The following is a 22,170-nucleotide window of genomic DNA, read 5'->3' as shown; positions in this document are numbered from 1 at the left end:
GGGAACGCGTTATGCCGACAGAAATCCTGATGCCCGCGCTGTCCCCCACGATGGAGGAAGGGACGCTGGCCAAATGGCTGGTGAAGGAAGGCGATGCCGTCAAGTCCGGCGACATCATCGCCGAGATCGAGACCGACAAGGCCACGATGGAATTCGAGGCCGTCGATGAAGGCACCATCGGCAAGCTGCTGATCACCGAGGGCAGCGCGGGGGTCAAGGTCAACACCCCCATCGCCGTGCTGCTGGAGGAAGGCGAGGACGCCTCAGCCGCGTCCAGCCCTGCCCCTGCTGCTACGGCCCCTGCCGCCGCGCCCATTGCTGCCGAGGAAAAGGCTGCCGCCGAAAAAGGCTATGGCGGTCCCATCGGCGCGCCGGTTGCAGGCGACGCATCGCCCGCAAAGGCCGCGCCCGACAAGGCAGCCAGCGGGGACCGCGTCTTCGCATCGCCTCTGGCCCGTCGCATCGCCGCCGAAAAGGGCATCGACCTGTCGGGCATCACCGGCACCGGCCCACGCGGCCGGATCGTGAAAGCCGATGTTGAGGGGGCAAAGCCCGGCGCCGCCAAGCCCGCCGCAGTTTCCGCCGCCGCGCCTACTGCGGCCCCGACCGCAGCCCCTGCGGCTCAGGCACCAAAAGCACCCTCCGCCGACACCATCCTCAAGATGTATGCGGACCGCGAGACGACGGAAATGCCGCTGGACGGGATGCGCCGCACCATCGCCGCCCGCCTGTCCGAAGCCAAGCAGACCATCCCGCATTTCTATCTGCGCCGGTCTGCCAAGCTGGACGAGTTGATGTCGTTCCGCGCCATGCTGAACAAGCAGCTTGAATCGCGGGGCGTGAAGCTGTCGGTCAACGACTTCATCATCAAGGCTTGCGCCCTGGCGCTGCAACAGGTGCCCGATGCCAATGCCGTCTGGGCCGGGGACCGGATCCTGAAGCTGAAGCCGTCGGACGTGGCCGTGGCCGTCGCGATCGAAGGAGGGCTGTTCACGCCCGTCCTGAAGGACGCGCACCAGAAAACCCTGTCAGCCTTGTCGGCCGAGATGAAGGATCTGGCAAACCGCGCCAAGACGAAAAAGCTTGCCCCCCATGAATACCAGGGCGGCAGCTTTGCGATCTCGAACCTCGGGATGTTCGGGATCGAGAACTTCGATGCCGTGATCAACCCGCCTCACGGCGCGATCCTGGCCGTGGGCGCGGGCATCCAGACCCCTGTCGTGGAAAAGGGCGAGGTCGTGGTGCGCAACGTCATGTCCATGACCCTGTCCGTCGATCACCGGGTCATTGATGGTGCCCTCGGCGCACAACTGTTGGAGGCCATCGTCAACCATCTGGAAAACCCGATGGGGATGCTGGCCTAAATCCTAGACCGGACACATCGAAGGGTCGCTCGGCAAGGCGCCCTTTCTTCTTCAGAAAAATATCCTCGGGGGGTCCGGGGGGGCGAAGCGCCCCCGGCGCTCGCGGGACGCAATTCAGCGCAACGCATCCTCGATGGCGCCCACGAATGCGTCCAGGTCATCCGGCTTGCGACTGGTGATGATGCCCCGGTCCACCACGACCTTTTCCTCCACCACCTCGGCCCCGGCATTCTTCATGTCGGTGCGGATCGACTCAAAGCTGGTCAGCCGCCGCCCCTGCGCCAGACCGGCTTCGGCCAGCAGCCAAGGGGCGTGGCAGATCGCAGCGACAGGCTTTCCGGCATCGGCGAAGCTGCGGATCAGGGCAATGGCCGCCTTGTCGGTGCGCAGGTTGTCGGGGTTGATCACGCCGCCGGGCAGCACCAAGGCATCGTAATCTGCTGCATCCACGTCCGAAATCGCCATGTTCGCGGTCACGGACTTGCCCCAGTCGTCCTTGTCCCAGGCAGTGATCTCGCCTGCCTCGGGTGCGGCGATATCGACGTGGTGGCCCCCATTCTTCAGCTTTTCAAGTGGCACGAACAGTTCGGACTGTTCGAACCCGTCCGACGCCATGATCAGAACCTTTGCCATGAATGGCCTCCTTTCGCATCAGCCCACCCAATGCGATGCGCCCGGTGAAGTTCCGCCCTATTCCGCCTGCTGGCGGGGCCGGTTCAGCCCGATCCGCCGACTTACCCACCCGGACAGCCGCCCCTCTGCGCCATGGATCAACGAGAACAGCGCGGGCACGAACAGCAGAGACAGGATGGTGGACAGCAAAAGCCCCCCGATCACCGCAATTGCCATGGGCGCGCGGAATTCGCCGCCCTCGCCGGTCGCCAGCGCCGAGGGGATCATCCCCGCGCTCATGGCGATGGTGGTCATGACGATGGGGCGTGCGCGCTTGTGGACCGCATCCAGGATCGCGTCGCGCTTGACCACGCCGCGTTCGATTGCGGACAGCGCGAACTCCACCAGCATGATGGAGTTCTTGGTGACGATCCCCATCAGCATCAGAAAGCCGATGACAACCGCCATGCTGATCGAATTGCCGGTGATGAACAGCGCCAGGATCGCGCCCCCGATGGCCAGCGGCAGGGACATCAGGATCGTCACCGGCGTGATGAAGTTGTGGAACAGCAGCACCAGCACGACATAGACCAGCATCACCCCCGCACCCATGGCGATGCCGAAGGCGCCAAAGACCTCTCCCATGATCTCGGCATCGCCGGATGGCTGGATCTGTGTGCCGGGTGGCAGTTCGATCCGTTCCTGCAACTGCGTCACCTGGGCGCTGACGGGGCCAAGCAGTTGCCCATCGGCCAGGTTCGCGCTGACCGTGGTCTGGAACTGGCGGTCGTATCGCCCGATTTCGGTCGCGCCGGCGGATAGCTTCACATCGGCCACGGCCCCCAGCGGCACCTGCCCCGACGATGAATTCACGCGCAGGTTCTGCACTACCATCAGGTCGGCGCGTGCGTCAGGGTTCAGGCGCACGACGATGGGGATCTGTTCGTCCCCCGCGTTGAACTTGGCCAGGTTCGATTCGACATCGCCCAGCGTCGCCACGCGCAGCGTCGTCGCCATGTCGCTGGCCGATACCCCCAGTTGCGCCGCCACATCCGCGCGCGGCGTGATCTGGATTTCGGGGCGTTGCAGGCTGGCCGTGGTGGAGACGCTTTCCAGCAAGGGCAATTCCGACATCGCCGCCGCCAGCCGTTCGGCGGCCAGCGCCGCGCCGTCTTCGGTCGTGCCCAGGACGTTGATGGTCAGGTCGTTCTGGCCGTTTTCATTCTGGAAATTGATCCGCATATCGGGCGTGTCCGACAGGCGGTTCTTCAACTCCTCCTCCAGCACGAACTGGGACCGCTCGCGGGTTTCCTTCTTGCCATAGTTGATCATCACCCGCGCCTCGGTCACGTCTGACCCGTCGCTATAGACAAAGACCGACTGCACCTCGGGCACCTCGTCGATGCGGGCGGACAGGCTGCGGGCAGCGTCCTCGGTGTTGTCGATCGTGGCGCCAGGGGGCAGTTCGACCTCGATCTGGCTGCGGCCGATGTCCGAGACAGGAATGAATTCGGTCGGCAGCAGCGTCGCGGAATAGATCGAGCCTGCGAAGATCGCCCCGCCGGTCAACAGCGTCAGCCCGCGATGACGCATGGTCCAGCCCACCACGCGCATCAGGGCGCGCATCACGAAGCCGTCGCGTTCATCCGTGCCGTGGACCGTGCCGCGCATCAGATAGGCCGCCATCATCGGTGTGATGATCCGCGCCACCAGCAGCGAAAACAGGACCGACACCGCGACCGTCAGCCCGAACTGCTTGAAATACTGCCCCGGTATGCCGCCCATGAAGCTGACCGGCGCAAAGACCGCGACAATGGAAAAGCTGATCGCGATCACGGTCAGGCCGATCTCGTTCGCGGCTTCCTCGCTGGCCTCGTAGGGCGGCACGCCCATGCCGATATGGCGGACGATGTTCTCGATCTCGACAATGGCGTCATCGACCAGGATGCCGGTGACAAGGGTGATGCCCAGCAGGCTGATGCCGTTCAGCGTGAAGCCCAGCCACTGCATGACGAAAAAGGTCGGGATGATCGACAAGGGCAGCGCCACGGCGGCCACCAGCGTGGCGCGCCAGTTCCTCAGGAACAGAAAGACCACGACCACCGCCAGGGCGGCGCCTTCGTACAGCGTTTCCATCGCGCTGTGATAGCTGGCCTCGGTATAGGTCGTGGCGTCGTCGATCAGGGTGATCCGGGCGTTCGGGAACCGTTCGCCGATCTGGGCCAGCCGTTCCTTGGCCCCGTCCCCCGCCGCCAGGTCAGAGGCCCCGGTCGTGCGATAGATGCCGAAGGCCACGACCGGCTGGCCGTCCAGCAGGGCAAAGCTGCGTTCCTCGGCCGGACCGTCGATCACCTGCCCCAACTGGTCCAGCCGGATCGTGCGCCCGTCGGCAATGGAAATGGGCGTGGCGGCAAGCTGCGCGACGGTGTCCGCCCCGCCCAGGGCGCGGATCGAATATTCGCGTCCCGCCAGATCGCCGCGCCCGCCGCCCAGGTCGATATTGCGCGCCCGCAACTGGTTCGACACGTCGGCCGCCGTCAGACCATGGGCCAGCAGCCGGTCGGGATCCAGTTCCACCTTGATCTCGCGCGCGGCCCCGCCGATCCGCGTCGTCTGACCGACGCCGGGAACGGTGGACAGTTCGCGCCCGATCACGTCATCGACAAATTTCGACAAGGCCTCGATGGATTGCGTGGGATCGCTGACGGCATAGGTCAGGATCGGCATCCCCGTCACGTCCAGCCGCCGCACCAGCGGTTCGCTGATGCTTTCGGGCAGTTGCTGGCGGACGTTGGACACCGCGTCCTTCACGTCGTTGACGGCGCGGTCGCTGTCGGTTTCCAGTTCGAATTCCACGACGATCGCCGCCGTGCTGTCCGTCGCCGTGGATGTGATGTGCCGGACGCCGGTGACGGATGCGATGCTGTCCTCGACCGGCTGGATGACCTGGGTGGTCAGTTCGGACGGCGCCGCGCCCGGCTGGTCGATGGTGACCTGCACGATGGGCAGGTCGATATTGGGCATGGCCGTGACCGGCAGGCGGCTGAAGCTGTACAGCCCGACGATCACCAGCACCAGAAAGACCGCGATGGGCGGGACCGGATGGCGGATCGACAGGGTGGAAAAATTCACGGTCCTTCCCCCTGTGCCACGACCGGCCGGACCTGATCGCCGGTGCGGAAGAATGCCCCCGCCTGGACGATCACCTGTTCGCCGGGAACCAGTCCTTCGGCGATCTCGCGCCGTCCATCCCACAACAGGCCCGCGCGGACGGGGCGGGTTTCGACCACGCCGTCCCGGACAACCTGCACGCGTTCGCCGGTGCTGTCCGCCAGAACCGCGCCGGCAGGCACCGTCACGGCCTGACGCCGGTCGGTGACGACCCAGCCGCTGGCGAACTGGCCGATCCTCACGCCGTCCGCCTTGTCCAGCGTGATCCGCATCACCCCCAGCCGCGTCGCCGGATCGACCGAGGCGGGCGTCAGCCGCACCGTTCCGGCCACCATGCCCGTGCCCGCGACAGTGATTTCAGCCGGATCGCCGACCTTCAGGCGGGCCAGCGCGGTTTCGATCACCTCGGCCGACATCTCGACCGCGCCGTCGGCAAGCAGGGTGAACAGCGGATCGCCCCCTCCACCGGCCAAGGCGCCCAGTTCGGCATTGCGGGCGACGACCACGCCCGCCACCGGGGCGGTGATCTGCGCGCGGTCCAGGTTCAGTTGGGCGATGCGCCGCGCGGCCCCGGCCTGCGCCAGGGCGGCGCGCGCGACTGCCAGCCCGTCGGCCGCGGATGCCGCCTGCGCCCGGGCATTCGCCTCGGCCGCGATGGCATCATCCAGGCTGGATTGCGCGGCCGTGCCGCCTTCGCGCAACTGCTGCACCCGCTGCAAGATGGACCGGGCCTGCGTCAGAGAGGCCGCTGCGCTGTCGATGATGCTTTGCGCCTGGCCGACGCCCGCCTCAGCCCGCAGATATTCCGCCTCGGCCTGTTCGCGCTGCGCCGACAGCGTATCAGCGGACAGCCGGGCCAGCACCTGGCCCTTGGACACGGTGTCGCCCGCCTCGGCCAGGATTTCGGTGATCTCATAGCCCGAGACCTGGGGAAAGACCTGCACCAGTTGCCGCGCGACGATGCTGCCCGACACGGGCACGCGGGCCTGAACCTCGGTCACGGTCGCGGCGTCGACGGTGACGGATGGCGCGACGCGCATGGGGGCTTCGGAAGCGGATGCGGGTTCGTTGGCCGAAGCGGCCAGCGGAAAGGCGATGGCAACAAGAAAAACGGCAATAAGGCGCATGGGTCTGGCTGCTATCCCGATGGCTGGCAGCACAACATAGTCACGGAATCCTGCGGCAACAACGCGTCCCGTCGCCCCTGCCTAGAAGTTGACCGCCACCCCTGGCAACTTCAGTTCCGCGATCAGGTCGCGCAGTTCCTGGCGCGCGGCGATGTTGGACATGGACAGCTGTTCGGTGCCGATGTCCTTCAGATCCAGCAGCGTCAGGCCGCGCGGGAACAGTTCGCGAAAGATCACCCGTTCGGAAAACCCGGGCGCCACGCGAAAGCCGATGCGCTTGGACAACGCCTGCAACGCGCCGCCCACCTTGCGCTTGTTGTGCATCTGCTGCGTGCCCAGCCGGTTGCGCAGCACCAGCCAGTCGATCGGCCCCGCTCCCGCCTGGGCGCGCATCTGCCGGGCGGCCCAGACCATTTCGGCATAGATCGAGGGTCCAAGGATCTTGCCCTCGGGCGACAGCCGCGCCAGCAGGTCGAAATCGACAAAGCTGTCGTTCATCGGGGTGATAAGCGTATCGGCCAGCGTATGGGCCATCTGGCTGAGCTTGGTATGCGATCCAGGACAGTCCAGCAGGATGAAATCGCAATCGGTTTCAAGCGCGGTCAGGGCGGGGGACAAGGGGTCGCTGCCTTCCGCCAGGGTGCCGATGACCGGCATGGGCAGATCCAGCCCTTCGCGTTGCAGAAAGTGGGCGCGGTTTTCCAGGTAGCGGCCAAAGCTGCGCTGGCGCACGTCCAGATCCAGCCCGCCCACGCGGTGGCCCATGCGAGCCAGCGCCGTCGCCACATGCATCGAGGTGGTGGACTTGCCCGACCCGCCCTTTTCGTTGCCCACAACGATGATATGCGCCACAGCCGCCCCTTGCCGGTCACCTCGGTCGCGCAAAACCTAGCGGGGTCGCCATGCGAAGAAAAGCGCCGCCCCGCAATCATCGCGGCAGTGGTGCGCGAAGGCCGCGGGTCAGCTTGCGCGCACCGGACCGCGTGCCGGTTCATCCGATTTCAAAAGCAGCGCCAAGGCCCCCAGCGTGGCGGCGATCCCCGGCACCACCACGACGCCGGGCATTCCCTTGCCAAGCGCGGCCTCCAGCAGGATCACCCACAAGGGCGTCAGATAGGTATAGGCCATGACCTTGGCCGAGGGCAGGCGCAGGGCCGCGTATTGGACCAGCATGGTGGTGAAGGCACTGGCAAAGACCGCGACATAGAAGATGGTGATCCAGACGATGCCGGGCAATTGGCCCCAGGCGGTCGCAGTCAGCGCCCCCCATCCCCAGACGGCGGTCAGCATCCCGCCCGCGATCAGCGTGCCGAGGCTCGAGATCAGCGGCCCCTCGCCCCGGTTCAGCTTGCGGACCAGCGGCGTGTAAAGGGCGTGCAGCGCGCAGCCCGCGAAATAGATCGCCTCGCCCCGCCCGATGTCCAGCCGCATCAGGGCATCAAGGTCGCCGCGAAAGATCACCCACAACGCCCCCGCCCCGCCAAGCGCCAGGGCCGCAGCCAGATGGCCGGTCATCTGCTGGCGCAACAGCCACCAGCCAAAGCCCGCCGCCATGATCGGGGTCAGCGTGAAGACCGCGCTTGCCGAAACGGCCGGGGCGGTCTTCAGCCCTTCGAACATCAGCACGAAATATCCGGCAAAGGCCCCGCCCAGCAGAAGGTATCGCCAAGGCGCCTGCAACAGCGCGCGCGGCCTGCCCCGCCCCGGCGCCAGGACCGCGATCCCGGCCAGGACGCCCGCCGCGATGACAAAGCGCGCCACCGTGATCGCCGCCGGGTCGATCAGGTTCGCGGCCCGGACGCCCAGCGAAAATGACCCCGCGACCAGGGCCGAGAACAGCAGCATGGCCGCATGGCCGCGCAGGGCATCGGATCGCGTCACCCGCGGCCCAGCATATAGAATTCGTCGTTGGCGCGAAAATCCCCGGCATTGGCCATCCGGTTCGACATACCGAAAAAGGCCGCGATGGCGCCGATATCCCAGATCTCGTCTGCATCGAAGCCCGCATCACGCAGCGCCTGATGGTCCGCATCCCCGATCTGAAAGGCCGCCATCGTCACCTTTTCGGCATAGGCCAGCATCGCCCGCTGCCGGTCGGTCAGATCCGCCTTGCGCCAGTTGACGGCGACCTGATCGGCGATCAGCGGATCCTTGGCCCGGATGCGCAGGATCGCGCCATGGGCCACCACGCAATACTGGCAGTTGTTGAAGCCGCTGACCGCGACCACGATCATTTCCCGCTCTGCCTTGGTCAGGCCCACATCCTTGTCCATCAGTGCCTGGTGATAGGCGAAGAAGGCCCGGAATTCGTCGGGCCGATGGGCAAGCGCCAGAAACACGTTCGGCACGAAGCCCGACTTTTCGGCGACCTTGGCGATCGCGTCCTGCATATCCTGGGGCAGGGTCGCAAGGTCGGGCACGGCAAAGCGGCTGATGGGATGGCTCATGGCAGGTTCCTCCTTGCCCGGCACCTTGGCTGACCGCTTGCAGACTGTGAAGGGGTCACGGGTCGCGCAAGGCGGCAATCGCCGCCTGCACCTTGGGGCTACGATTCAGATCGACATGGGTGACCAGCCACAGCCGCGATTCCCATTCGGGCAAGGCCATCACCTCGACCAACCCCTCCGCCCGCGACGGCGACAGGGGACCGATGGCCAGGCCCGCACGGATCGCCGCCTCGCGCGCGGTCTCGTCGCTGGCGGTCAGGACGACCTGCGCGGGGTCGATCCTGTCGCGCAGCCAGACCATCAGTGGCGCGTTGCGGGCCTGCGGACCCATCAGGGCAAGCGGGTGTCCCGCGATGTCCGTCACCTCGCCATGCATGGCGAGATATTCGGGCGCGGCATAGATCGGGTGGCGCAACGTGCCCATGGGGCGGACGACATAATCCGGCTCGGTCGGCTGGCTGCCTGCGCGGATCGCCACGTGCGCCTCTCCGGCGTCCAGGCGGAACAGGCGCGTATCGGTGGCATAGTTGATGCGAAGGCCCGGATGCTGGCGCATCAGCCGGATCAGCCGGGGCATGACCAGATCGGCCAGTTCCGGCAGGGATGTGACAACCAGTTCGCCTTCGATCCGGTCGCCCCCGCCCGCGATCTGCGCGGCAAGCTGGGCAAAGCGTTCATCGGCATCGCCCGCGACCTTCAGCATGGCCTGCCCCGGCTCGGTCAGGGCATAGCCGCGCGGGTGACGCTGGAACAGCTTGACGCCAAGCTGTCCTTCCAGCCCGTCGATGCGGCGGATGACGGTGGCGTGGTGGACGCCCAGGGCCTCGGCGGCCGCGCTGACCGTGCCGGCGCGCGCCACGGCAAGCGCGATGCGAAGGTCGTCCCAACTGTCGATGCTCATGTGCATCCCCGCACAGACATTGCGCGCTTATCGCCATTTCAATCGTCCCGGGCCAGCCCTAAATCAACATCAACGCACCAAACCTGAACGGACCCTCCCCCATGAACATCCTGCACATCGACAGCGCCATTACCGGCGAGGCTTCCGTGTCTCGCAAGCTGACCGCCGACATCGTGGCCAAGCTGACAGCCGCAAATCCCGGCGCGACCGTTACCTATCGCGACCTGAACAAGGGCGTGCCCGCCATCGACACCGACTGGTTCGCAGCCGTTCGCATGGCTCCGGAAAACCCCACGCCGGATCAGCAGGCGCTGATCGCCACCTCGGACGCCTATCTGGCCGAGGTTCAGGCGGCCGATGTCCTGGTGATCGGCCTGCCGATCTATAACTTCACCCTGACCGCGCAACTGAAGAACTGGCTCGACCAGATCGCGCGGGCCGGAAAATCCTTCCGCTATACCGCCGAAGGCCCCGAAGGCCTGCTGAAGGGCAAGCGCGCCATCGTCGCCTACAGCGCGGCGGGCACGCCCATCGGGTCTGAATTCGACCATGCCTCGGGGTATCTGCGCTTCATTCTGGGCTTCATGGGCATCACCGATGTCGAGTTCGTCGCCGCCGACCGGCTGGCAATGGATCGCGACGCGGGCATGGCCCGCGCACAGGAGGCGCTGGAAAAGCTGGCCGCCTGAGACTGTCCCTGTAACAAGTTCCACGGCCTGCGTTGACTCGCGGGCCGTTTTTTCGTATCAGCCCCTGGATTCCCGGAAGGATTGACCTTCCGGTCCCCGTCACGCGCGGGGATCGCCCCCCGTCAGCGCGTCGCGCCCACGGGGGCAAATGTGCTTTGGACCGAAGGAGGCCCGGCGATGTTCGAGAACCTTTCCGACCGTTTGGGCGGCGTCTTCGACCGGCTGACCAAGCAGGGGGCGCTGACCGAGGATGACGTGACCGCCGCCATGCGCGAGGTCCGCGTGGCCCTGCTGGAGGCTGACGTTTCGCTGCCCGTCGCGCGCAACTTCGTCAAGGCCGTCACATCCAAGGCCACCGGGTCTTCCGTCACCAAGTCGATCACGCCGGGCCAGCAGGTCGTCAAGATCGTCCATGACGAGCTGATCAAGACCCTGCAGGGCGACGACGCGCCCGACGCGCTCCGCATCGACAACCCGCCCGCGCCGATCCTGATGGTCGGCCTGCAGGGTTCGGGGAAAACCACCACGACCGCGAAGCTGGCGCTGCGCCTGAAGGACCGCGAGAAGAAGCGCGTGCTGATGGCGTCGCTCGACACCAACCGTCCCGCCGCGATGGAGCAGTTGGCGATCCTGGGCAGCCAGATCGGCGTCGATACCCTGCCTATCGTGCCGGGCCAGACCGCGACCCAGATCGCAAGCCGCGCCAAGCAGCAGGCGTCGCTTGGCGGCTATGACGTGGTGATGCTGGACACCGCAGGCCGCCTGCATATCGACCAGCAGCTGATGGACGAGGTTCAGGCCGTCCGCGACATCGCCCAGCCGCGCGAGACGCTGCTGGTCGTCGATGGCCTGACCGGCCAGGACGCGGTGAACGTCGCGACCGAGTTCGACGGCAAGGTCGGCATCTCGGGCGTGGTCCTGACCCGGATGGACGGCGACGGGCGCGGCGGTGCGGCCCTGTCGATGCGCGCCATCACCGGCAAGCCGATCCGCTTCGTGGGCCTGGGCGAAAAGATGGACGCGCTCGAAACCTTCGACGCGCAGCGCGTCGCGGGCCGGATCCTGGGCATGGGCGACATCGTGGCCCTGGTCGAGAAGGCCCAGCAGGTGCTGGAGGTCGAGCAGGCCGAGCGCATGATGAAGCGCTTCCAGAAGGGTTTGTTCAACATGAACGACCTGAAAGGCCAGCTTGAACAGATGCAGAAGATGGGCGGGATGCAGTCCATCATGGGCATGATGCCCGGCATGGCCAAGATGGCCAAGCAGGCCGAGGCCGCAGGCATGGACGACAAGGCGATCACCCGCCAGATCGCGCTGATCAATTCGATGACCAAAAAGGAACGCGCCAATCCCGATATGCTGCAGGCCAGCCGCAAGAAGCGGATCGCGGCGGGTGCGGGCATGGAAGTGTCGGAACTGAACAAGCTGCTGAAGATGCAGAAGCAGATGGCCGACACGATGAAGAAGCTGGGCAAGATGGGCAAGGGCGGGATGCTGAAGCAGGCCATGCGCGCCATGACCGGCAGGGGCGGCGGGCTGCCCGACCTGGAAAACTTCGACCCCGCCAAGATGGCCGAGGCGCAGAAGATGCTGCAGGATCCGCGCGGCCTTGGCGGTCAGCTGGGCAAGGCCGGGCTGCCGGGCGGCTTGTCGGGAATGTTCGGGAAGAAATGATGGACACCCCCGCCGATCCCGTCGCCCGTGCCGCGGCCCTGTTGCGCGACCACCGCGCCAGCATCGACCGGCTGGACGCGATCCTGGTCTATACGCTGGCCGAACGCTTCAAGCACACCCAATCCGTCGGCCGCCTCAAGGCCGAACACGATCTTCCGCCGTCCGACCCTGCCCGCGAAGCGCAGCAGATCGAGCGGCTGGAACGCCTCGCGCGCGAGGCCGACCTGGACCCGGACTTTGCGCGCAAACTGCTGAACTTCGTGATTGCCGAAGTGATCCGGCATCACGAGACCTTTCAATCCTGACGGCGGGATCCCCGCCAAACCCGCCATTACAAGGAGAAACCCAATGGCAACGAAAATCCGTCTGGCCCGTGGCGGCAGCAAAAAGCGCCCGCATTACGCCATCGTCGTGTCCGATTCGCGGATGCCGCGCGACGGCCGCTTCCTGGAAAAGCTGGGCACCTATAACCCGCTGCTGGCGAAAGACAGCGAAGACCGTATCAAGCTGGATCTGGACCGCGCCAAGCATTGGCTGGACCAGGGCGCGCAACCGACCGACCGCGTGGCCCGCTTCCTGGAAGCCGCCGGCGTCCGCGAGAAAGCCGACCGTTCCAACCTGAAGAAGGGCGAGCCTGGCAAGAAAGCCAAGGCGCGTGCCGACGAAAAGGCCGCGAAAGCCGCTGCCCCGGCCGAGGCCGAGTAATCACGACGGGCGGGGGCAACCCCGCCCTTTGCTTTCCACGAGGGCCGCATGACACAAGACCGCATCTGCGTCGGCGCAATCGCCGGGGCCTTCGGGGTCCGGGGCGAGGTGCGGCTGAAAAGCTTTTGTTCCGAACCCGCCGATGTCGCGACCTATGGTCCCCTGACGACCGAAGACGGCAAGCGCAGCTTTTCCGTCAAGCTGACCCACCCCGTCACCGGCGGTCTTGGCGCGCGCCTGTCAGGCGTGGCCACCCGGGAGGATGCCGAGGCCTTGCGGGGCGTTACCCTCTGGGCACCGCGATCCGCCCTGCCCTCGCTTCCCGATGATGAATTCTACCATGCCGACCTGATCGGGCTTGAGGTCGTCGATACCGGCGGCGTCGTGCTGGGCCGGGTCCGCGCGATCTTCGACCACGGCGCGGGCGACATTTTGGAGGTCGTGGGCGGCAAGGATGTGCTGCTGCTGCCCTTCACCCGCGCCGTCGTCCCCACGGTCGATCTGACCGCGCGGCGCATCGTGGCCGATCCCCCGGCCGACGACGAATGACCGACGCCCCCAAATCCCCCGAACCGAAATCCCATGGCCGCCTGTCCATTACCGCCAGCCTGCGCCCGCGCGAGTTGATGGCAGAGCCGCAGGTGCAGGGTGCTTGGACCGCCAGCATCGTTACCCTGTTCCCCGAAGCCTTTCCCGGCATCCTGGGCCTGTCGCTGACCGGCAAGGCCTTGGCGCAAGGGTTGTGGAACCTGCGCACCATTCCCCTGCGCGACTTCGGCATTGGCCGCCACCGCAATGTCGATGACACGCCCACAGGCGGCGGCGCGGGCATGGTGATCCGCGCCGACGTGATGGACGCCGCCCTGCGCGAAGCGCGCCAGGGCCCGTCGCGTCCGGTGATCTATATGTCCCCGCGCGGCGCGCCCCTGACCCAGGCCCGCGCCCGCGACTTGGCCCAGGGCAACGGCGTCACCCTGATCTGCGGGCGGTTCGAGGGCGTGGACCAGCGCGTGCTGGATGCCCATGACATCGAGGAAATCAGCATCGGCGACTATGTCCTGACCGGAGGAGAGATCGCCGCTCAGGTCTTGATCGACGCGACGGTTCGCCTTATACCGCGCGTGCTGGGGAATCACGACTCTCTGGCCGAGGAATCCTTTTCCATCGGCAACAGGGGTCTGCTTGAGGCCCCCCAGTTCACGAAGCCTGCCCAATGGGAAGGCCGCGAGATACCGGAGGTTCTGCTGTCCGGCAATCACGCGGCCATTCATCGTTGGCGGGCCGGTGAGGCCGAAAGGCTGACAAAGCAACGCCGCCCCGACCTGTGGCGGGCATACCAGGACGGTATGGACCCGGCAAAGGACCGACAGCTCTCGGGCGCATCAGACCAATCGCGGAACCACCGCGAGCATGACAAGGAACCCAGGCGATGAACCTGATCGCAGAACTCGAAGCCGAGCAAATCGCCCAGCTTGGCAAATCTATCCCGGATTTCCGGGCCGGCGACACCATTCGCGTCGGCTACAAAGTGACCGAAGGCACGCGGTCGCGCGTCCAGATGTATGAAGGCGTCTGCATCTCGCGCAAGGGCGGCGCCACGATCGCGGCCAGCTTTACCGTACGCAAGATCAGCTTTGGCGAAGGCGTGGAGCGCGTCTTCCCGCTGTATTCGACCAACATCGATTCGATCGAGGTCGTGCGCCGGGGCAAGGTCCGCCGCGCCAAGCTGTATTACCTGCGCGACCGTCGCGGCAAATCGGCCCGTATCGTCGAGAAAACCAACTATCGTCCGCTGTCCGACGCGAAAGCCTGAGGATCCTTCCGATGAAAAAAGATATCCATCCCGATTACCACGCCATCGAGATCAAGATGACCGATGGCACCACCTATCAAACCCGTTCGACCTGGGGTGCGGAAGGCCAGACCATGACGCTGGACATCGACCCCACGGTGCACCCGGCCTGGACCGGCGGTTCGGCCAAGCTGATGGACACCGGCGGCCGCGTGTCGAAGTTCAAGTCGAAATACGCGGGCCTGGGCTTCTGATCAGCCCTGCCCCCGGAATTGCGAAACGCCGCCCCCACCGGGCGGCGTTTTTGTTTTCCCATGAAAGCGGGGGCGCTGCCCCCGTCCCTGCGGGACTCCCCCGGGATATTTAGACCAAAATGAAAGCTTGGCGTCACGCAGCCTCGACGCTTGGCTCCACCAGCGCGACAATATCCATCATGATCGCGTTCAACTGGAAATCCTTGGGCGTATAGACCCGCGCCACGCCCATCGCCCGCAGGCGCGCTGCATCCTCATCCGGGATGATGCCGCCCACGATTACCGGAACATGGTCCAATCCCGCCGCGCGGATGCGGGCCATCAGATCCTCGATCAGCGGCAGGTGGCTGCCCGACAGGATAGACAGGCCGACGACATGGGCGTCCTCCTCTTGCGCGCGCGCCACGATCTGCTCGGGCGTCAGCCGGATGCCTTCATAGGTGATGTCCATGCCGCAGTCGCGGGCGCGGAAGGCGATCTGTTCGGCGCCGTTGGAATGACCGTCCAACCCCGGCTTGCCGACCACGAATTTCAGCCGCCGGCCCAGGCGGGCGCTGACGGCATCCACGGCGTCGCGAATATCCTCCAGTCCCTCGGTCCGGTTCGACGGGCTTGCCGATACCCCGGTCGGACCGCGATATTCACCATGGACCTGCCGCATGATGCCCGCCCATTCGCCGGTCGTGGCCCCTGCCTTGGCGGCAGCGATGGAATGGGGCATCACGTTCTCGCCCCGCCGCGCCGCATCGCGCAAGGCGCCAAGCGCCAGTTGCACCGCGCCTTCGTCCCGCACCGCGCGCCAAGCTTGCAGCCGGGCGATCTGGTCCTGTTCCACCGCGGGATCGACCACCATGATGCCGCCGTCTCCTGCCACCAGCGGCGAAGGCTCTCCCTGTTGCCAGCGGTTCACGCCGACCACGACGGTTTCGTTGCTCTCGATCCGGCCCAGCCGTTCCGCGTTCGATTCGACCAGCCGCGCCTTCATGTAGTCGATGGCCGCGATCGCCCCGCCCATGTCGTCCAGCAGGCGCAATTCATCCCGCGCGCCTGCCTTCAGTTCCTCGACCTTGGCGGCAATGACCGGATTGCCGTCGAACAGGTCGCCATATTCCAGCAGGTCGGTTTCATAGGCGACGATCTGCTGCATCCGCAGCGACCATTGCTGGTCCCAGGGGCGCGGCAGGCCCAAGGCCTCGTTCCAGGCAGGCAACTGTACGGCCCGCGCCCGGGCGTTCTTCGACAGCGTGACGGCCAGCATTTCCAGCAGGATGCGATACACGTTGTTTTCAGGCTGCTGTTCGGTCAGCCCCAGGCTGTTGACCTGCACGCCATAGCGGAAGCGGCGGTATTTCTCATCCGCGATGCCATACCGATCTTGCGTGATCTCGTCCCACAGTTCCGTAAACGCCCGCATCTTGCACATCTCGGTCACGAAGCGGATGCCTGCGTTCACGAAAAAGCTGATGCGGCCCACCATGTCCGGGAAACTCTCGGAGGGAACCTTGCCTTTCAGATCGTCCAGCACGGCAATGGCGGTCGCCAGGGCATAGGCCAGTTCCTGCTGCGGCGTCGCCCCGGCTTCCTGGAGGTGATAGGAACAGACATTCATCGGGTTCCACCTTGGCAGGTGTTCCCGGGTATAGGCTGCCACATCCGTGATCATCGCCAACGAGGGCTTTGGCGGGCAGATATAGGTGCCACGCGACAGGTATTCCTTGATCAGGTCGTTCTGGACGGTGCCCTGCAAGGCCGCGATGTCCGCGCCCTGTTCCTCGGCCACCGCGATATACAGCGACAACAGCCAGGGCGCCGTCGCGTTGATCGTCATCGAGGTGTTCATCTGCTCCAGCGGGATCTGGTCGAACAGCGCCCGCATATCGCCCAGATGACAGATCGGCACGCCGACCTTGCCGACCTCGCCCCGCGCCAGCACATGATCGCTGTCATATCCGGTCTGGGTCGGCAGATCGAAGGCCACCGACAGGCCCGTCTGCCCCTTGGCCAGATTGCCGCGATACAGTGCGTTCGACTTTTCCGCCGTGGAATGCCCTGCATAGGTGCGGAACAGCCAGGGTTTGTCTTTCTGAGCCATGCGGCACCTCGCAACAATCTTTCGGTCCTGAAAGCGATACCGAAACAAATATGCGCCGTCAATTCGCCGCAGCGCGGCAATGATGCAGTGGTTCAGACATTTTATTGCTGATTTCTGGTTCAGCTTATTGCAATGTTGCGCATCCGATCTTACCAATTGCGGCAGACAGGCGGCGATTCTGCGCCGCAGCAGATGTGAAGGAGAAGCTGATGGCCCTCGACTCCCCCACCCCGATCGCACCTTATGATGCCGCTGTGAAGGATCTCTACGACATCGGAGAGATGCCGCCCTTGGGCCATGTGCCGGCAAAGATGCACGCCTGGGCAATACGCCGCGAACGCCAGGGCGAACCGGACCAGGCCATGCAGCTGGAGGTCGTGGACACCCCCGCCATCGACAGCAACGAGGTGCTGGTCCTGGTGATGGCGGCTGGCGTCAACTATAACGGCATCTGGGCGGGCCTGGGCGTGCCGATCAGCATGTTCGACGTTCACAAGCAGCCGTATCATATCGCGGGATCCGATGCCTCGGGGATCGTCTGGGCCGTGGGCGACAAGGTCAAGCGGTGGAAGGTCGGCGACGAGGTCGTGATCCACTGCAACCAGGACGACGGCGACGACGAGGAATGCAACGGCGGCGACCCGATGTATTCGCCCACGCAGCGCATCTGGGGCTACGAGACCCCCGACGGCAGCTTTGCCCAGTTCACCCGCGTCCAGTCCCAGCAGTTGATGCCCCGTCCCAAACACCTGACATGGGAAGAATCGGCCTGCTATACTCTGACGCTGGCCACCGCATACCGGATGCTGTTCGGGCATGAACCGCATGAGCTGAAGCCCGGCATGAACGTGCTGGTCTGGGGCGCGTCCGGGGGTCTCGGATCCTATGCGATCCAGCTGATCAACGCGGCGGGCGGCAATGCCATTGGCGTCATCTCCGAGGAAGACAAGCGCGACTTCGTGATGGGCCTGGGCGCCAAGGGCGTCATCAACCGCAAGGAATTCAACTGCTGGGGCCAGTTGCCCACCGTGAACACGCCCGAATACAAGGACTGGTTCAATGAGGTCCGCAAGTTCGGCAAGGCCATCTGGGACATCACCGGCAAGGGCAACAATGTCGATATCGTCTTCGAACACCCCGGCGAGGCGACCTTCCCCGTCAGCACCTTTGTCTGCAAGAAGGGCGGCATGGTGGTGATCTGCGCGGGCACCACGGGCTTCAACTGCACCTTCGACGTGCGTTACCTGTGGATGCACCAGAAGCGTATCCAGGGCAGCCATTTCGCGCATCTGAAACAGGCAAGCGCCGCCAACAAGCTGATGCTGGAACGTCGCCTGGATCCCTGCATGTCCGAGGTCTTCCCCTGGGCAGAGATCCCGCAGGCCCATGTGAAGATGATGAGGAACCAGCACAAGCCGGGCAATATGTCCGTGCTGGTCCAGGCGCCCACCACGGGCCTGCGCACCTTCGAGGATGCGTTGGAAGCCCGGCGCAGCCTGTAGACTTGCTGTTGGGACAAAGGGGCTGCTGGTCGGCCCCTTTGTCCTGTTCTGCCGCGGCGCGGCGCGGCGATCAGATCTCGGCCTTGCGCCGGTCGACCATGCGGCATTCCCATTCCTGCACGGTTTCCTTGGGATGGCTGTCGATCCATCGCGCCATGACCTGCTGGCCATGCACCATGCAGGCCATCAGGTTCGTCTCGACAAAGACCAGGCTGCGATTCTGGCAACTGGCAGGATCGGCTGACAGGCAACTTACAAACAGCAGTTCAATCATCACATCCTCCTTTTCCACTCTGCCACGAGGCGCCCGTTGACATACGGGCTGAGGATATGATTCTCATCCCGGCGTGATTGCGCCGTGAATCGAGGATATCGTTCTGACATCATGAAAAATTTGGATGCGCATCAGGCGATCCATAAAGATCCTGGCAATCCGAACGTCAGTCAGATCCGGGTATCGCCTGCCTCGGGCTTGCGGCATTTCCATTCGACCACATGGTCGTCGGGATGGGCGGCGACCCACCGCGCCAATTCGTTCTGGCTCTCCAGCATGCAGGTATGCACCCCGTTGCGTTCCTCGAACAGCAGGCTGTGTTCAGCGCAGCGCTGCGGGTCGCTGATCAGGCAGGTCACAAAGAACAGTTCGATCATCGCGCGTTCCTTTTCGACGATCCTTCATACACGCGACACTGCGCGAAAAGTTGCAGGGGCTTTCCTGTTTTTGCCTGAACCGTGCATATTTTGCCTGTTTATGTCGCGCCTGCCCATTCAACTTGCACAAGATTACGGCTAACCCCGCTGTCGGAATGACGAAAGGACAGTGGACATGGTCCAGATCGACGACAAGCTGACCCCCATCTATGACGAGGTCGTCCGGCGCAATGCCGGTGAGGCCGAGTTCCACCAAGCCGTGCGCGAGGTGCTGGAAAGCCTGGGACGGGTGGTGGCAAAGCATCCCGAATACCTGGACAATGCCCTGATCGAGCGGATTTGCGAACCCGAACGCCAGATCATCTTCCGCGTGCCCTGGACCGACGACCAGAACCGCGTCCAGATCAACCGCGGCTTCCGCGTCCAGTTCAATTCCGCCATGGGTCCCTACAAGGGCGGCTTGCGGTTCCATCCGTCGGTGAATGTCGGGATCATCAAGTTCCTGGGCTTCGAGCAGACCTTCAAGAACGCGCTGACCGGCCTGCCCATCGGCGGCGGCAAGGGTGGATCCGACTTTGACCCCAAGGGCCGGTCGGACACGGAAATCATGCGGTTCTGCCAGTCCTTCATGACCGAACTGTATCGCCACTTGGGCGAATACACCGACGTGCCCGCAGGCGACATCGGCGTCGGCGCCCGAGAGATCGGCTATATGTTCGGCCAGTACAAGCGCCTGACCAACCGGTACGAGGCGGGCGTGCTGACCGGCAAGGGTCTGTTCTATGGCGGATCGCTGGCCCGGAAAGAGGCGACGGGTTACGGCAACACCTATTTCACTCGCGCCATGCTGCAAACCAAGGGCGAGGATTTCGACGGCAAGACGGTTGTGGTGTCCGGTTCGGGCAATGTCGCCGTTTACACCATCGAAAAGGTCCAATCCTATGGCGGCAAGGTGATCGCCTGCTCCGACAGCAGCGGCTATATCGTGGACGAAAGCGGATTGGATCTGGCCCTGGTCAAGGAAATCAAGGAAATCCGCCGTGGCCGCATTTCTGATTACCTACGCCTGAAGGGCGATGGAAACGGGGTCTACTTCGTAAAATCCGGCGACGGCGTGATTTGGGACGTGCCTTGCCAGGTCGCCATGCCCTCGGCCACTCAGAACGAACTGACCGGCCGGGACGCAAGAAAGCTGATCCAGAACGGCGTCATGGCCGTGGGCGAAGGCGCCAACATGCCCTCGACCCCCGAGGCGATCCGCGCCTTTCAGCAGGCGGGCGTCTGCTTCGGCCCGGGCAAGGCGGCAAACGCGGGCGGCGTCGCCACCTCGGCCCTGGAAATGCAGCAGAACGCATCGCGCGACCGTTGGTCCTTCGAAAAGACCGAGGCAAGGCTGGCCGAAATCATGCGCGACATCCACGATGCCTGCTATGTCACGGCGGACGAATACGGCGCGCCGGGCGACTATGTGATCGGGGCGAACATCGCGGGCTTTGTGCGCGTGGCCGAACCGATGCTGGCCTTTGGGGTGATCTGACTGGATGCAAACCGCGAGGGCGCCGTCATGGTGCCTTCGCTTTTCCCCAAGGGCGGGCTATGACCGGGCCATGACCGTGCCCGCCCCCATCCTGTCCGCCGATCAGGCCGATGCCTGGGATGCCCTGACCGACGCCTTTGGTGCGGCAGGCATCGACATGATCGCCAGGGAACTGCATCCGCCCCAGCCCGGCAAGGGTCGCGTCCTGGCCGTGATCGGCAAGGCCGGATCGGGCAAGACGCTGCTTTTGTCGCAGATGACCAAGGCCCTGCGCAATGCCGGGGTCGAGGTCGTCAGCGGCGATTACGAAGGCCGCCGCCGCAAGGACCGGCGCAGCGTGGCGATCCTGGCGCCCACCAACAAGGCGGCCTTCGTGCTGCGGATGCGCGGCGTTCCCGCGACGACGATCCATCGGATCCTTTACACCCCCGTTTACGATCCCGAATACGAAAAGCTGGCGGAATGGCTGACCGGCACCGGCGACCGCCCCGTTGTCGAGGGCATGACCGATCTGGCCCTGGACCGGGCCAAGGCGTTTCACGACCAGCACGCCTCGATCCCCGGCGCCCTTGCGGCGGCGGGGCTGCGCGGATCGGATTTCATCCGCGGCTGGAAACGGCGCGAGGATGCCCTGGACGTGGGGCTGATCGACGAGGCGTCCATGCTGGACGAAAAGCAGTTCGACGATCTGCGAGAGATCTTTCCGCTGCTGGTGCTGTTCGGCGATCCGGCGCAGCTTGCCCCCGTGGGCCAGTCGGGCGAGATGGTGTTCGAGAAGCTGGCCCCGTCGCAACGGCTGGTTCTCAACCGCGTCCACCGCCAGGCCGACGACAGCCCGATCCTGGATCTGGCCCATGCGCTGTCTGACGACGCCCTGTCCTTTGACGGTTTTGAAAGCCTGATCCGCGCCGCGGCACGCCATGACGACCGGGTGGTCTGGGCCGAACGCGCGGAAAGCGACCTGATGGCGCGCAGCCCGGTCCTGGTCTGGCGCAATGCCACGCGCATCCGGCTGATCACGGCATTTCGCGCGGCCTTTGGCGCGCCCGGCGATGCGCTGCTGCCGGGAGAGCCGCTGATCTGCGACGGGCTGGAACTGCCCCTGAAGCACCGGAAGAAGCGCATCGACCTGGAGGCGCGCGGGCTGATCAAGGGTGCGCAGGTGGTATACCTCGGCCCTGGCCGCAAGCCCGGCTTTTCGCGCCTGCACGTCATCGGTGCCGAGGATCCGCGCCTGTCTGCCGCCAGCATCGTCAAGATCGAGCTGCCGGACGAGGAAGAGCCCTTTATCCCCTTTGCCGCCCGAATGGGCGCGACCTTCCTGCATGGTGCTGCGGTGACGATCCACAAGTCGCAAGGTTCGCAATGGCCCGAAGTCCAGGTCTTTGGTCCCGACATCAGCGCGGCCGCCTGGTCGAACCGCAACGAGGCAGGGATTCCCTTGTGGAAGCGCCTGGCCTATGTCGCGATCACGCGGGCGCAGGAACGGTTGTTCTGGATCACGAAGGCCCGGCTGGCCCGTCCATCGGCGCCGCTGGGAACGGACGACCTGGACGCGCCAGTCGCGATGGAACTGGCGGCCGAGGAAGACTGACGCTGGATTTTGCGTCCCGCGATGGCCGGGGGCGCTTCGCCCCCCGGACCCCCCGAGG

General features: G+C 65.1%; 22 protein-coding genes. 12 read left to right on the top strand and 10 right to left on the bottom strand.

Features of this window, described 5'->3' with window-relative positions:
• Positions 1 to 11: 11 nt before the first annotated feature.
• The gene (locus tag Q5701_RS01505) at positions 12 to 1,364 is read left to right on the top strand and encodes a pyruvate dehydrogenase complex dihydrolipoamide acetyltransferase (RefSeq protein ID WP_306753398.1); all 1,353 of its coding nucleotides are present in this window, start codon (positions 12 to 14) and stop codon (positions 1,362 to 1,364) included.
• Between the two features lie 114 nt (positions 1,365 to 1,478).
• Here the strand turns inward: Q5701_RS01505 and Q5701_RS01500 are convergent, their stop codons facing one another.
• The 7 genes from Q5701_RS01500 to Q5701_RS01470 form a co-directional block, all read right to left on the bottom strand.
• Positions 1,479 to 1,997: a type 1 glutamine amidotransferase domain-containing protein gene (locus Q5701_RS01500; RefSeq protein WP_306753397.1), complete on the bottom strand. Its 519-nt coding sequence runs from the start codon at positions 1,995 to 1,997 to the stop codon at positions 1,479 to 1,481.
• A 57-nt stretch (positions 1,998 to 2,054) separates the two neighbouring features.
• Positions 2,055 to 5,108: an efflux RND transporter permease subunit gene (locus tag Q5701_RS01495; protein ID WP_306753396.1), complete on the bottom strand. Its 3,054-nt coding sequence runs from the start codon at positions 5,106 to 5,108 to the stop codon at positions 2,055 to 2,057.
• On the bottom strand, positions 5,105 to 6,274 hold the full coding sequence (locus Q5701_RS01490; RefSeq protein WP_306753395.1) for an efflux RND transporter periplasmic adaptor subunit: 1,170 nt from the start codon (positions 6,272 to 6,274) through the stop codon (positions 5,105 to 5,107). Before Q5701_RS01490 ends, Q5701_RS01495 begins: the two co-directional genes overlap by 4 nt.
• A gap of 81 nt (positions 6,275 to 6,355) precedes the next feature.
• Positions 6,356 to 7,126, bottom strand: a complete 771-nt coding sequence (locus tag Q5701_RS01485) for a division plane positioning ATPase MipZ (protein ID WP_306753394.1) — start codon at positions 7,124 to 7,126, stop codon at positions 6,356 to 6,358.
• Between the two features lie 108 nt (positions 7,127 to 7,234).
• Positions 7,235 to 8,119 carry a DMT family transporter gene (locus Q5701_RS01480; RefSeq protein ID WP_306755500.1) on the bottom strand — a complete coding sequence of 295 codons (885 nt, stop codon included), beginning with the start codon at positions 8,117 to 8,119 and terminating at the stop codon, positions 7,235 to 7,237.
• 32 nt (positions 8,120 to 8,151) lie between these two features.
• Complete coding sequence (locus Q5701_RS01475; RefSeq protein WP_306753393.1) at positions 8,152 to 8,721, bottom strand: peroxidase-related enzyme; 570 nt, start codon at positions 8,719 to 8,721, stop codon at positions 8,152 to 8,154.
• Positions 8,722 to 8,776: 55 nt separating this feature from the next.
• Positions 8,777 to 9,622, bottom strand: coding sequence for a LysR family transcriptional regulator (locus Q5701_RS01470; protein WP_306753392.1), 846 nt, complete (start codon positions 9,620 to 9,622; stop codon positions 8,777 to 8,779).
• A 101-nt stretch (positions 9,623 to 9,723) separates the two neighbouring features.
• Between Q5701_RS01470 and Q5701_RS01465 the strand changes: the two genes are divergently transcribed.
• The 8 genes from Q5701_RS01465 (at position 9,724) to rpmE (ending at position 14,736) form a co-directional block, all read left to right on the top strand.
• Positions 9,724 to 10,311 (top strand): FMN-dependent NADH-azoreductase, encoded by a 588-nt coding sequence (locus tag Q5701_RS01465; RefSeq protein ID WP_306753390.1) that lies wholly within the window; start codon positions 9,724 to 9,726, stop codon positions 10,309 to 10,311.
• 177 nt (positions 10,312 to 10,488) lie between these two features.
• Positions 10,489 to 11,985, top strand: a complete 1,497-nt coding sequence (gene ffh / locus Q5701_RS01460; protein WP_306753389.1) for a signal recognition particle protein — start codon at positions 10,489 to 10,491, stop codon at positions 11,983 to 11,985.
• The gene (locus Q5701_RS01455; RefSeq protein ID WP_234855115.1) at positions 11,982 to 12,290 is read left to right on the top strand and encodes a chorismate mutase; all 309 of its coding nucleotides are present in this window, start codon (positions 11,982 to 11,984) and stop codon (positions 12,288 to 12,290) included. The genes ffh and Q5701_RS01455 overlap by 4 nt, the downstream gene beginning before the upstream one ends.
• A 43-nt stretch (positions 12,291 to 12,333) precedes the next feature.
• Positions 12,334 to 12,690: a 30S ribosomal protein S16 gene (gene rpsP, locus Q5701_RS01450; RefSeq protein WP_234855114.1), complete on the top strand. Its 357-nt coding sequence runs from the start codon at positions 12,334 to 12,336 to the stop codon at positions 12,688 to 12,690.
• A 48-nt stretch (positions 12,691 to 12,738) separates the two neighbouring features.
• A complete protein-coding gene (gene rimM, locus Q5701_RS01445; RefSeq protein ID WP_306753388.1) occupies positions 12,739 to 13,239 on the top strand; it encodes a ribosome maturation factor RimM in 501 nt (166 codons plus the stop codon).
• On the top strand, positions 13,236 to 14,123 hold the full coding sequence (gene trmD, locus Q5701_RS01440; protein WP_306753387.1) for a tRNA (guanosine(37)-N1)-methyltransferase TrmD: 888 nt from the start codon (positions 13,236 to 13,238) through the stop codon (positions 14,121 to 14,123). Before rimM ends, trmD begins: the two co-directional genes overlap by 4 nt.
• A complete protein-coding gene (rplS, locus tag Q5701_RS01435) occupies positions 14,120 to 14,503 on the top strand; it encodes a 50S ribosomal protein L19 (RefSeq protein WP_234855111.1) in 384 nt (127 codons plus the stop codon). Before trmD ends, rplS begins: the two co-directional genes overlap by 4 nt.
• 11 nt (positions 14,504 to 14,514) lie before the next feature.
• Entirely contained in the window at positions 14,515 to 14,736 is a 222-nt protein-coding gene (rpmE, locus tag Q5701_RS01430; protein WP_234855110.1) for a 50S ribosomal protein L31, read from the top strand.
• A gap of 133 nt (positions 14,737 to 14,869) precedes the next feature.
• Here the strand turns inward: rpmE and Q5701_RS01425 are convergent, their stop codons facing one another.
• The gene (locus tag Q5701_RS01425) at positions 14,870 to 16,828 is read right to left on the bottom strand and encodes an ethylmalonyl-CoA mutase (RefSeq protein ID WP_306753386.1); all 1,959 of its coding nucleotides are present in this window, start codon (positions 16,826 to 16,828) and stop codon (positions 14,870 to 14,872) included.
• A 209-nt stretch (positions 16,829 to 17,037) separates the two neighbouring features.
• Between Q5701_RS01425 and ccrA the strand changes: the two genes are divergently transcribed.
• The gene (gene ccrA, locus Q5701_RS01420) at positions 17,038 to 18,330 is read left to right on the top strand and encodes a crotonyl-CoA carboxylase/reductase (RefSeq protein ID WP_306753385.1); all 1,293 of its coding nucleotides are present in this window, start codon (positions 17,038 to 17,040) and stop codon (positions 18,328 to 18,330) included.
• 70 nt (positions 18,331 to 18,400) lie between these two features.
• Here ccrA and Q5701_RS01415 read toward each other — a convergent pair whose 3' ends face one another.
• Complete coding sequence (locus Q5701_RS01415) at positions 18,401 to 18,604, bottom strand: hypothetical protein (protein WP_306753384.1); 204 nt, start codon at positions 18,602 to 18,604, stop codon at positions 18,401 to 18,403.
• Positions 18,605 to 18,774: 170 nt separating this feature from the next.
• Positions 18,775 to 18,981, bottom strand: coding sequence for a hypothetical protein (locus Q5701_RS01410; protein ID WP_306753383.1), 207 nt, complete (start codon positions 18,979 to 18,981; stop codon positions 18,775 to 18,777).
• Between the two features lie 175 nt (positions 18,982 to 19,156).
• Between Q5701_RS01410 and gdhA the strand changes: the two genes are divergently transcribed.
• The gene (gene gdhA / locus Q5701_RS01405) at positions 19,157 to 20,518 is read left to right on the top strand and encodes an NADP-specific glutamate dehydrogenase (RefSeq protein ID WP_306753382.1); all 1,362 of its coding nucleotides are present in this window, start codon (positions 19,157 to 19,159) and stop codon (positions 20,516 to 20,518) included.
• A gap of 70 nt (positions 20,519 to 20,588) precedes the next feature.
• The gene (locus Q5701_RS01400) at positions 20,589 to 22,112 is read left to right on the top strand and encodes an ATP-dependent DNA helicase (RefSeq protein WP_306753381.1); all 1,524 of its coding nucleotides are present in this window, start codon (positions 20,589 to 20,591) and stop codon (positions 22,110 to 22,112) included.
• Positions 22,113 to 22,170 lie beyond the last annotated feature (58 nt).

The organism is Paracoccus actinidiae, from assembly GCF_030863885.1.
GTDB lineage: Bacteria > Pseudomonadota > Alphaproteobacteria > Rhodobacterales > Rhodobacteraceae > Paracoccus > Paracoccus everestensis.
The sequence above is the reverse complement of the archived record's forward strand: the minus strand, read 5'-3'. Positions and strand labels throughout refer to the sequence as shown.

Bases quoted from the DNA above. Each gene is read 5' to 3' on its own strand.
- Q5701_RS01505 (WP_306753398.1), top strand. From the start codon at position 12: ATGCCGACAGAAATCCTGATGCCCGCGCTGTCCCCCACGATGGAGGAA.
- Q5701_RS01500 (WP_306753397.1), bottom strand. From the start codon at position 1,997: ATGGCAAAGGTTCTGATCATGGCGTCGGACGGGTTCGAACAGTCCGAA.
- Q5701_RS01490 (WP_306753395.1), bottom strand. From the start codon at position 6,274: ATGCGCCTTATTGCCGTTTTTCTTGTTGCCATCGCCTTTCCGCTGGCC.
- Q5701_RS01480 (WP_306755500.1), bottom strand. From the start codon at position 8,119: ATGCTGCTGTTCTCGGCCCTGGTCGCGGGGTCATTTTCGCTGGGCGTC.
- Q5701_RS01475 (WP_306753393.1), bottom strand. From the start codon at position 8,721: ATGAGCCATCCCATCAGCCGCTTTGCCGTGCCCGACCTTGCGACCCTG.
- Q5701_RS01470 (WP_306753392.1), bottom strand. From the start codon at position 9,622: ATGAGCATCGACAGTTGGGACGACCTTCGCATCGCGCTTGCCGTGGCG.
- Q5701_RS01465 (WP_306753390.1), top strand. From the start codon at position 9,724: ATGAACATCCTGCACATCGACAGCGCCATTACCGGCGAGGCTTCCGTG.
- ffh (WP_306753389.1), top strand. From the start codon at position 10,489: ATGTTCGAGAACCTTTCCGACCGTTTGGGCGGCGTCTTCGACCGGCTG.
- Q5701_RS01455 (WP_234855115.1), top strand. From the start codon at position 11,982: ATGATGGACACCCCCGCCGATCCCGTCGCCCGTGCCGCGGCCCTGTTG.
- rpsP (WP_234855114.1), top strand. From the start codon at position 12,334: ATGGCAACGAAAATCCGTCTGGCCCGTGGCGGCAGCAAAAAGCGCCCG.
- rimM (WP_306753388.1), top strand. From the start codon at position 12,739: ATGACACAAGACCGCATCTGCGTCGGCGCAATCGCCGGGGCCTTCGGG.
- trmD (WP_306753387.1), top strand. From the start codon at position 13,236: ATGACCGACGCCCCCAAATCCCCCGAACCGAAATCCCATGGCCGCCTG.
- rplS (WP_234855111.1), top strand. From the start codon at position 14,120: ATGAACCTGATCGCAGAACTCGAAGCCGAGCAAATCGCCCAGCTTGGC.
- rpmE (WP_234855110.1), top strand. From the start codon at position 14,515: ATGAAAAAAGATATCCATCCCGATTACCACGCCATCGAGATCAAGATG.
- Q5701_RS01425 (WP_306753386.1), bottom strand. From the start codon at position 16,828: ATGGCTCAGAAAGACAAACCCTGGCTGTTCCGCACCTATGCAGGGCAT.
- ccrA (WP_306753385.1), top strand. From the start codon at position 17,038: ATGGCCCTCGACTCCCCCACCCCGATCGCACCTTATGATGCCGCTGTG.
- Q5701_RS01415 (WP_306753384.1), bottom strand. From the start codon at position 18,604: ATGATTGAACTGCTGTTTGTAAGTTGCCTGTCAGCCGATCCTGCCAGT.
- Q5701_RS01410 (WP_306753383.1), bottom strand. From the start codon at position 18,981: ATGATCGAACTGTTCTTTGTGACCTGCCTGATCAGCGACCCGCAGCGC.
- gdhA (WP_306753382.1), top strand. From the start codon at position 19,157: ATGGTCCAGATCGACGACAAGCTGACCCCCATCTATGACGAGGTCGTC.
- Q5701_RS01400 (WP_306753381.1), top strand. From the start codon at position 20,589: ATGACCGTGCCCGCCCCCATCCTGTCCGCCGATCAGGCCGATGCCTGG.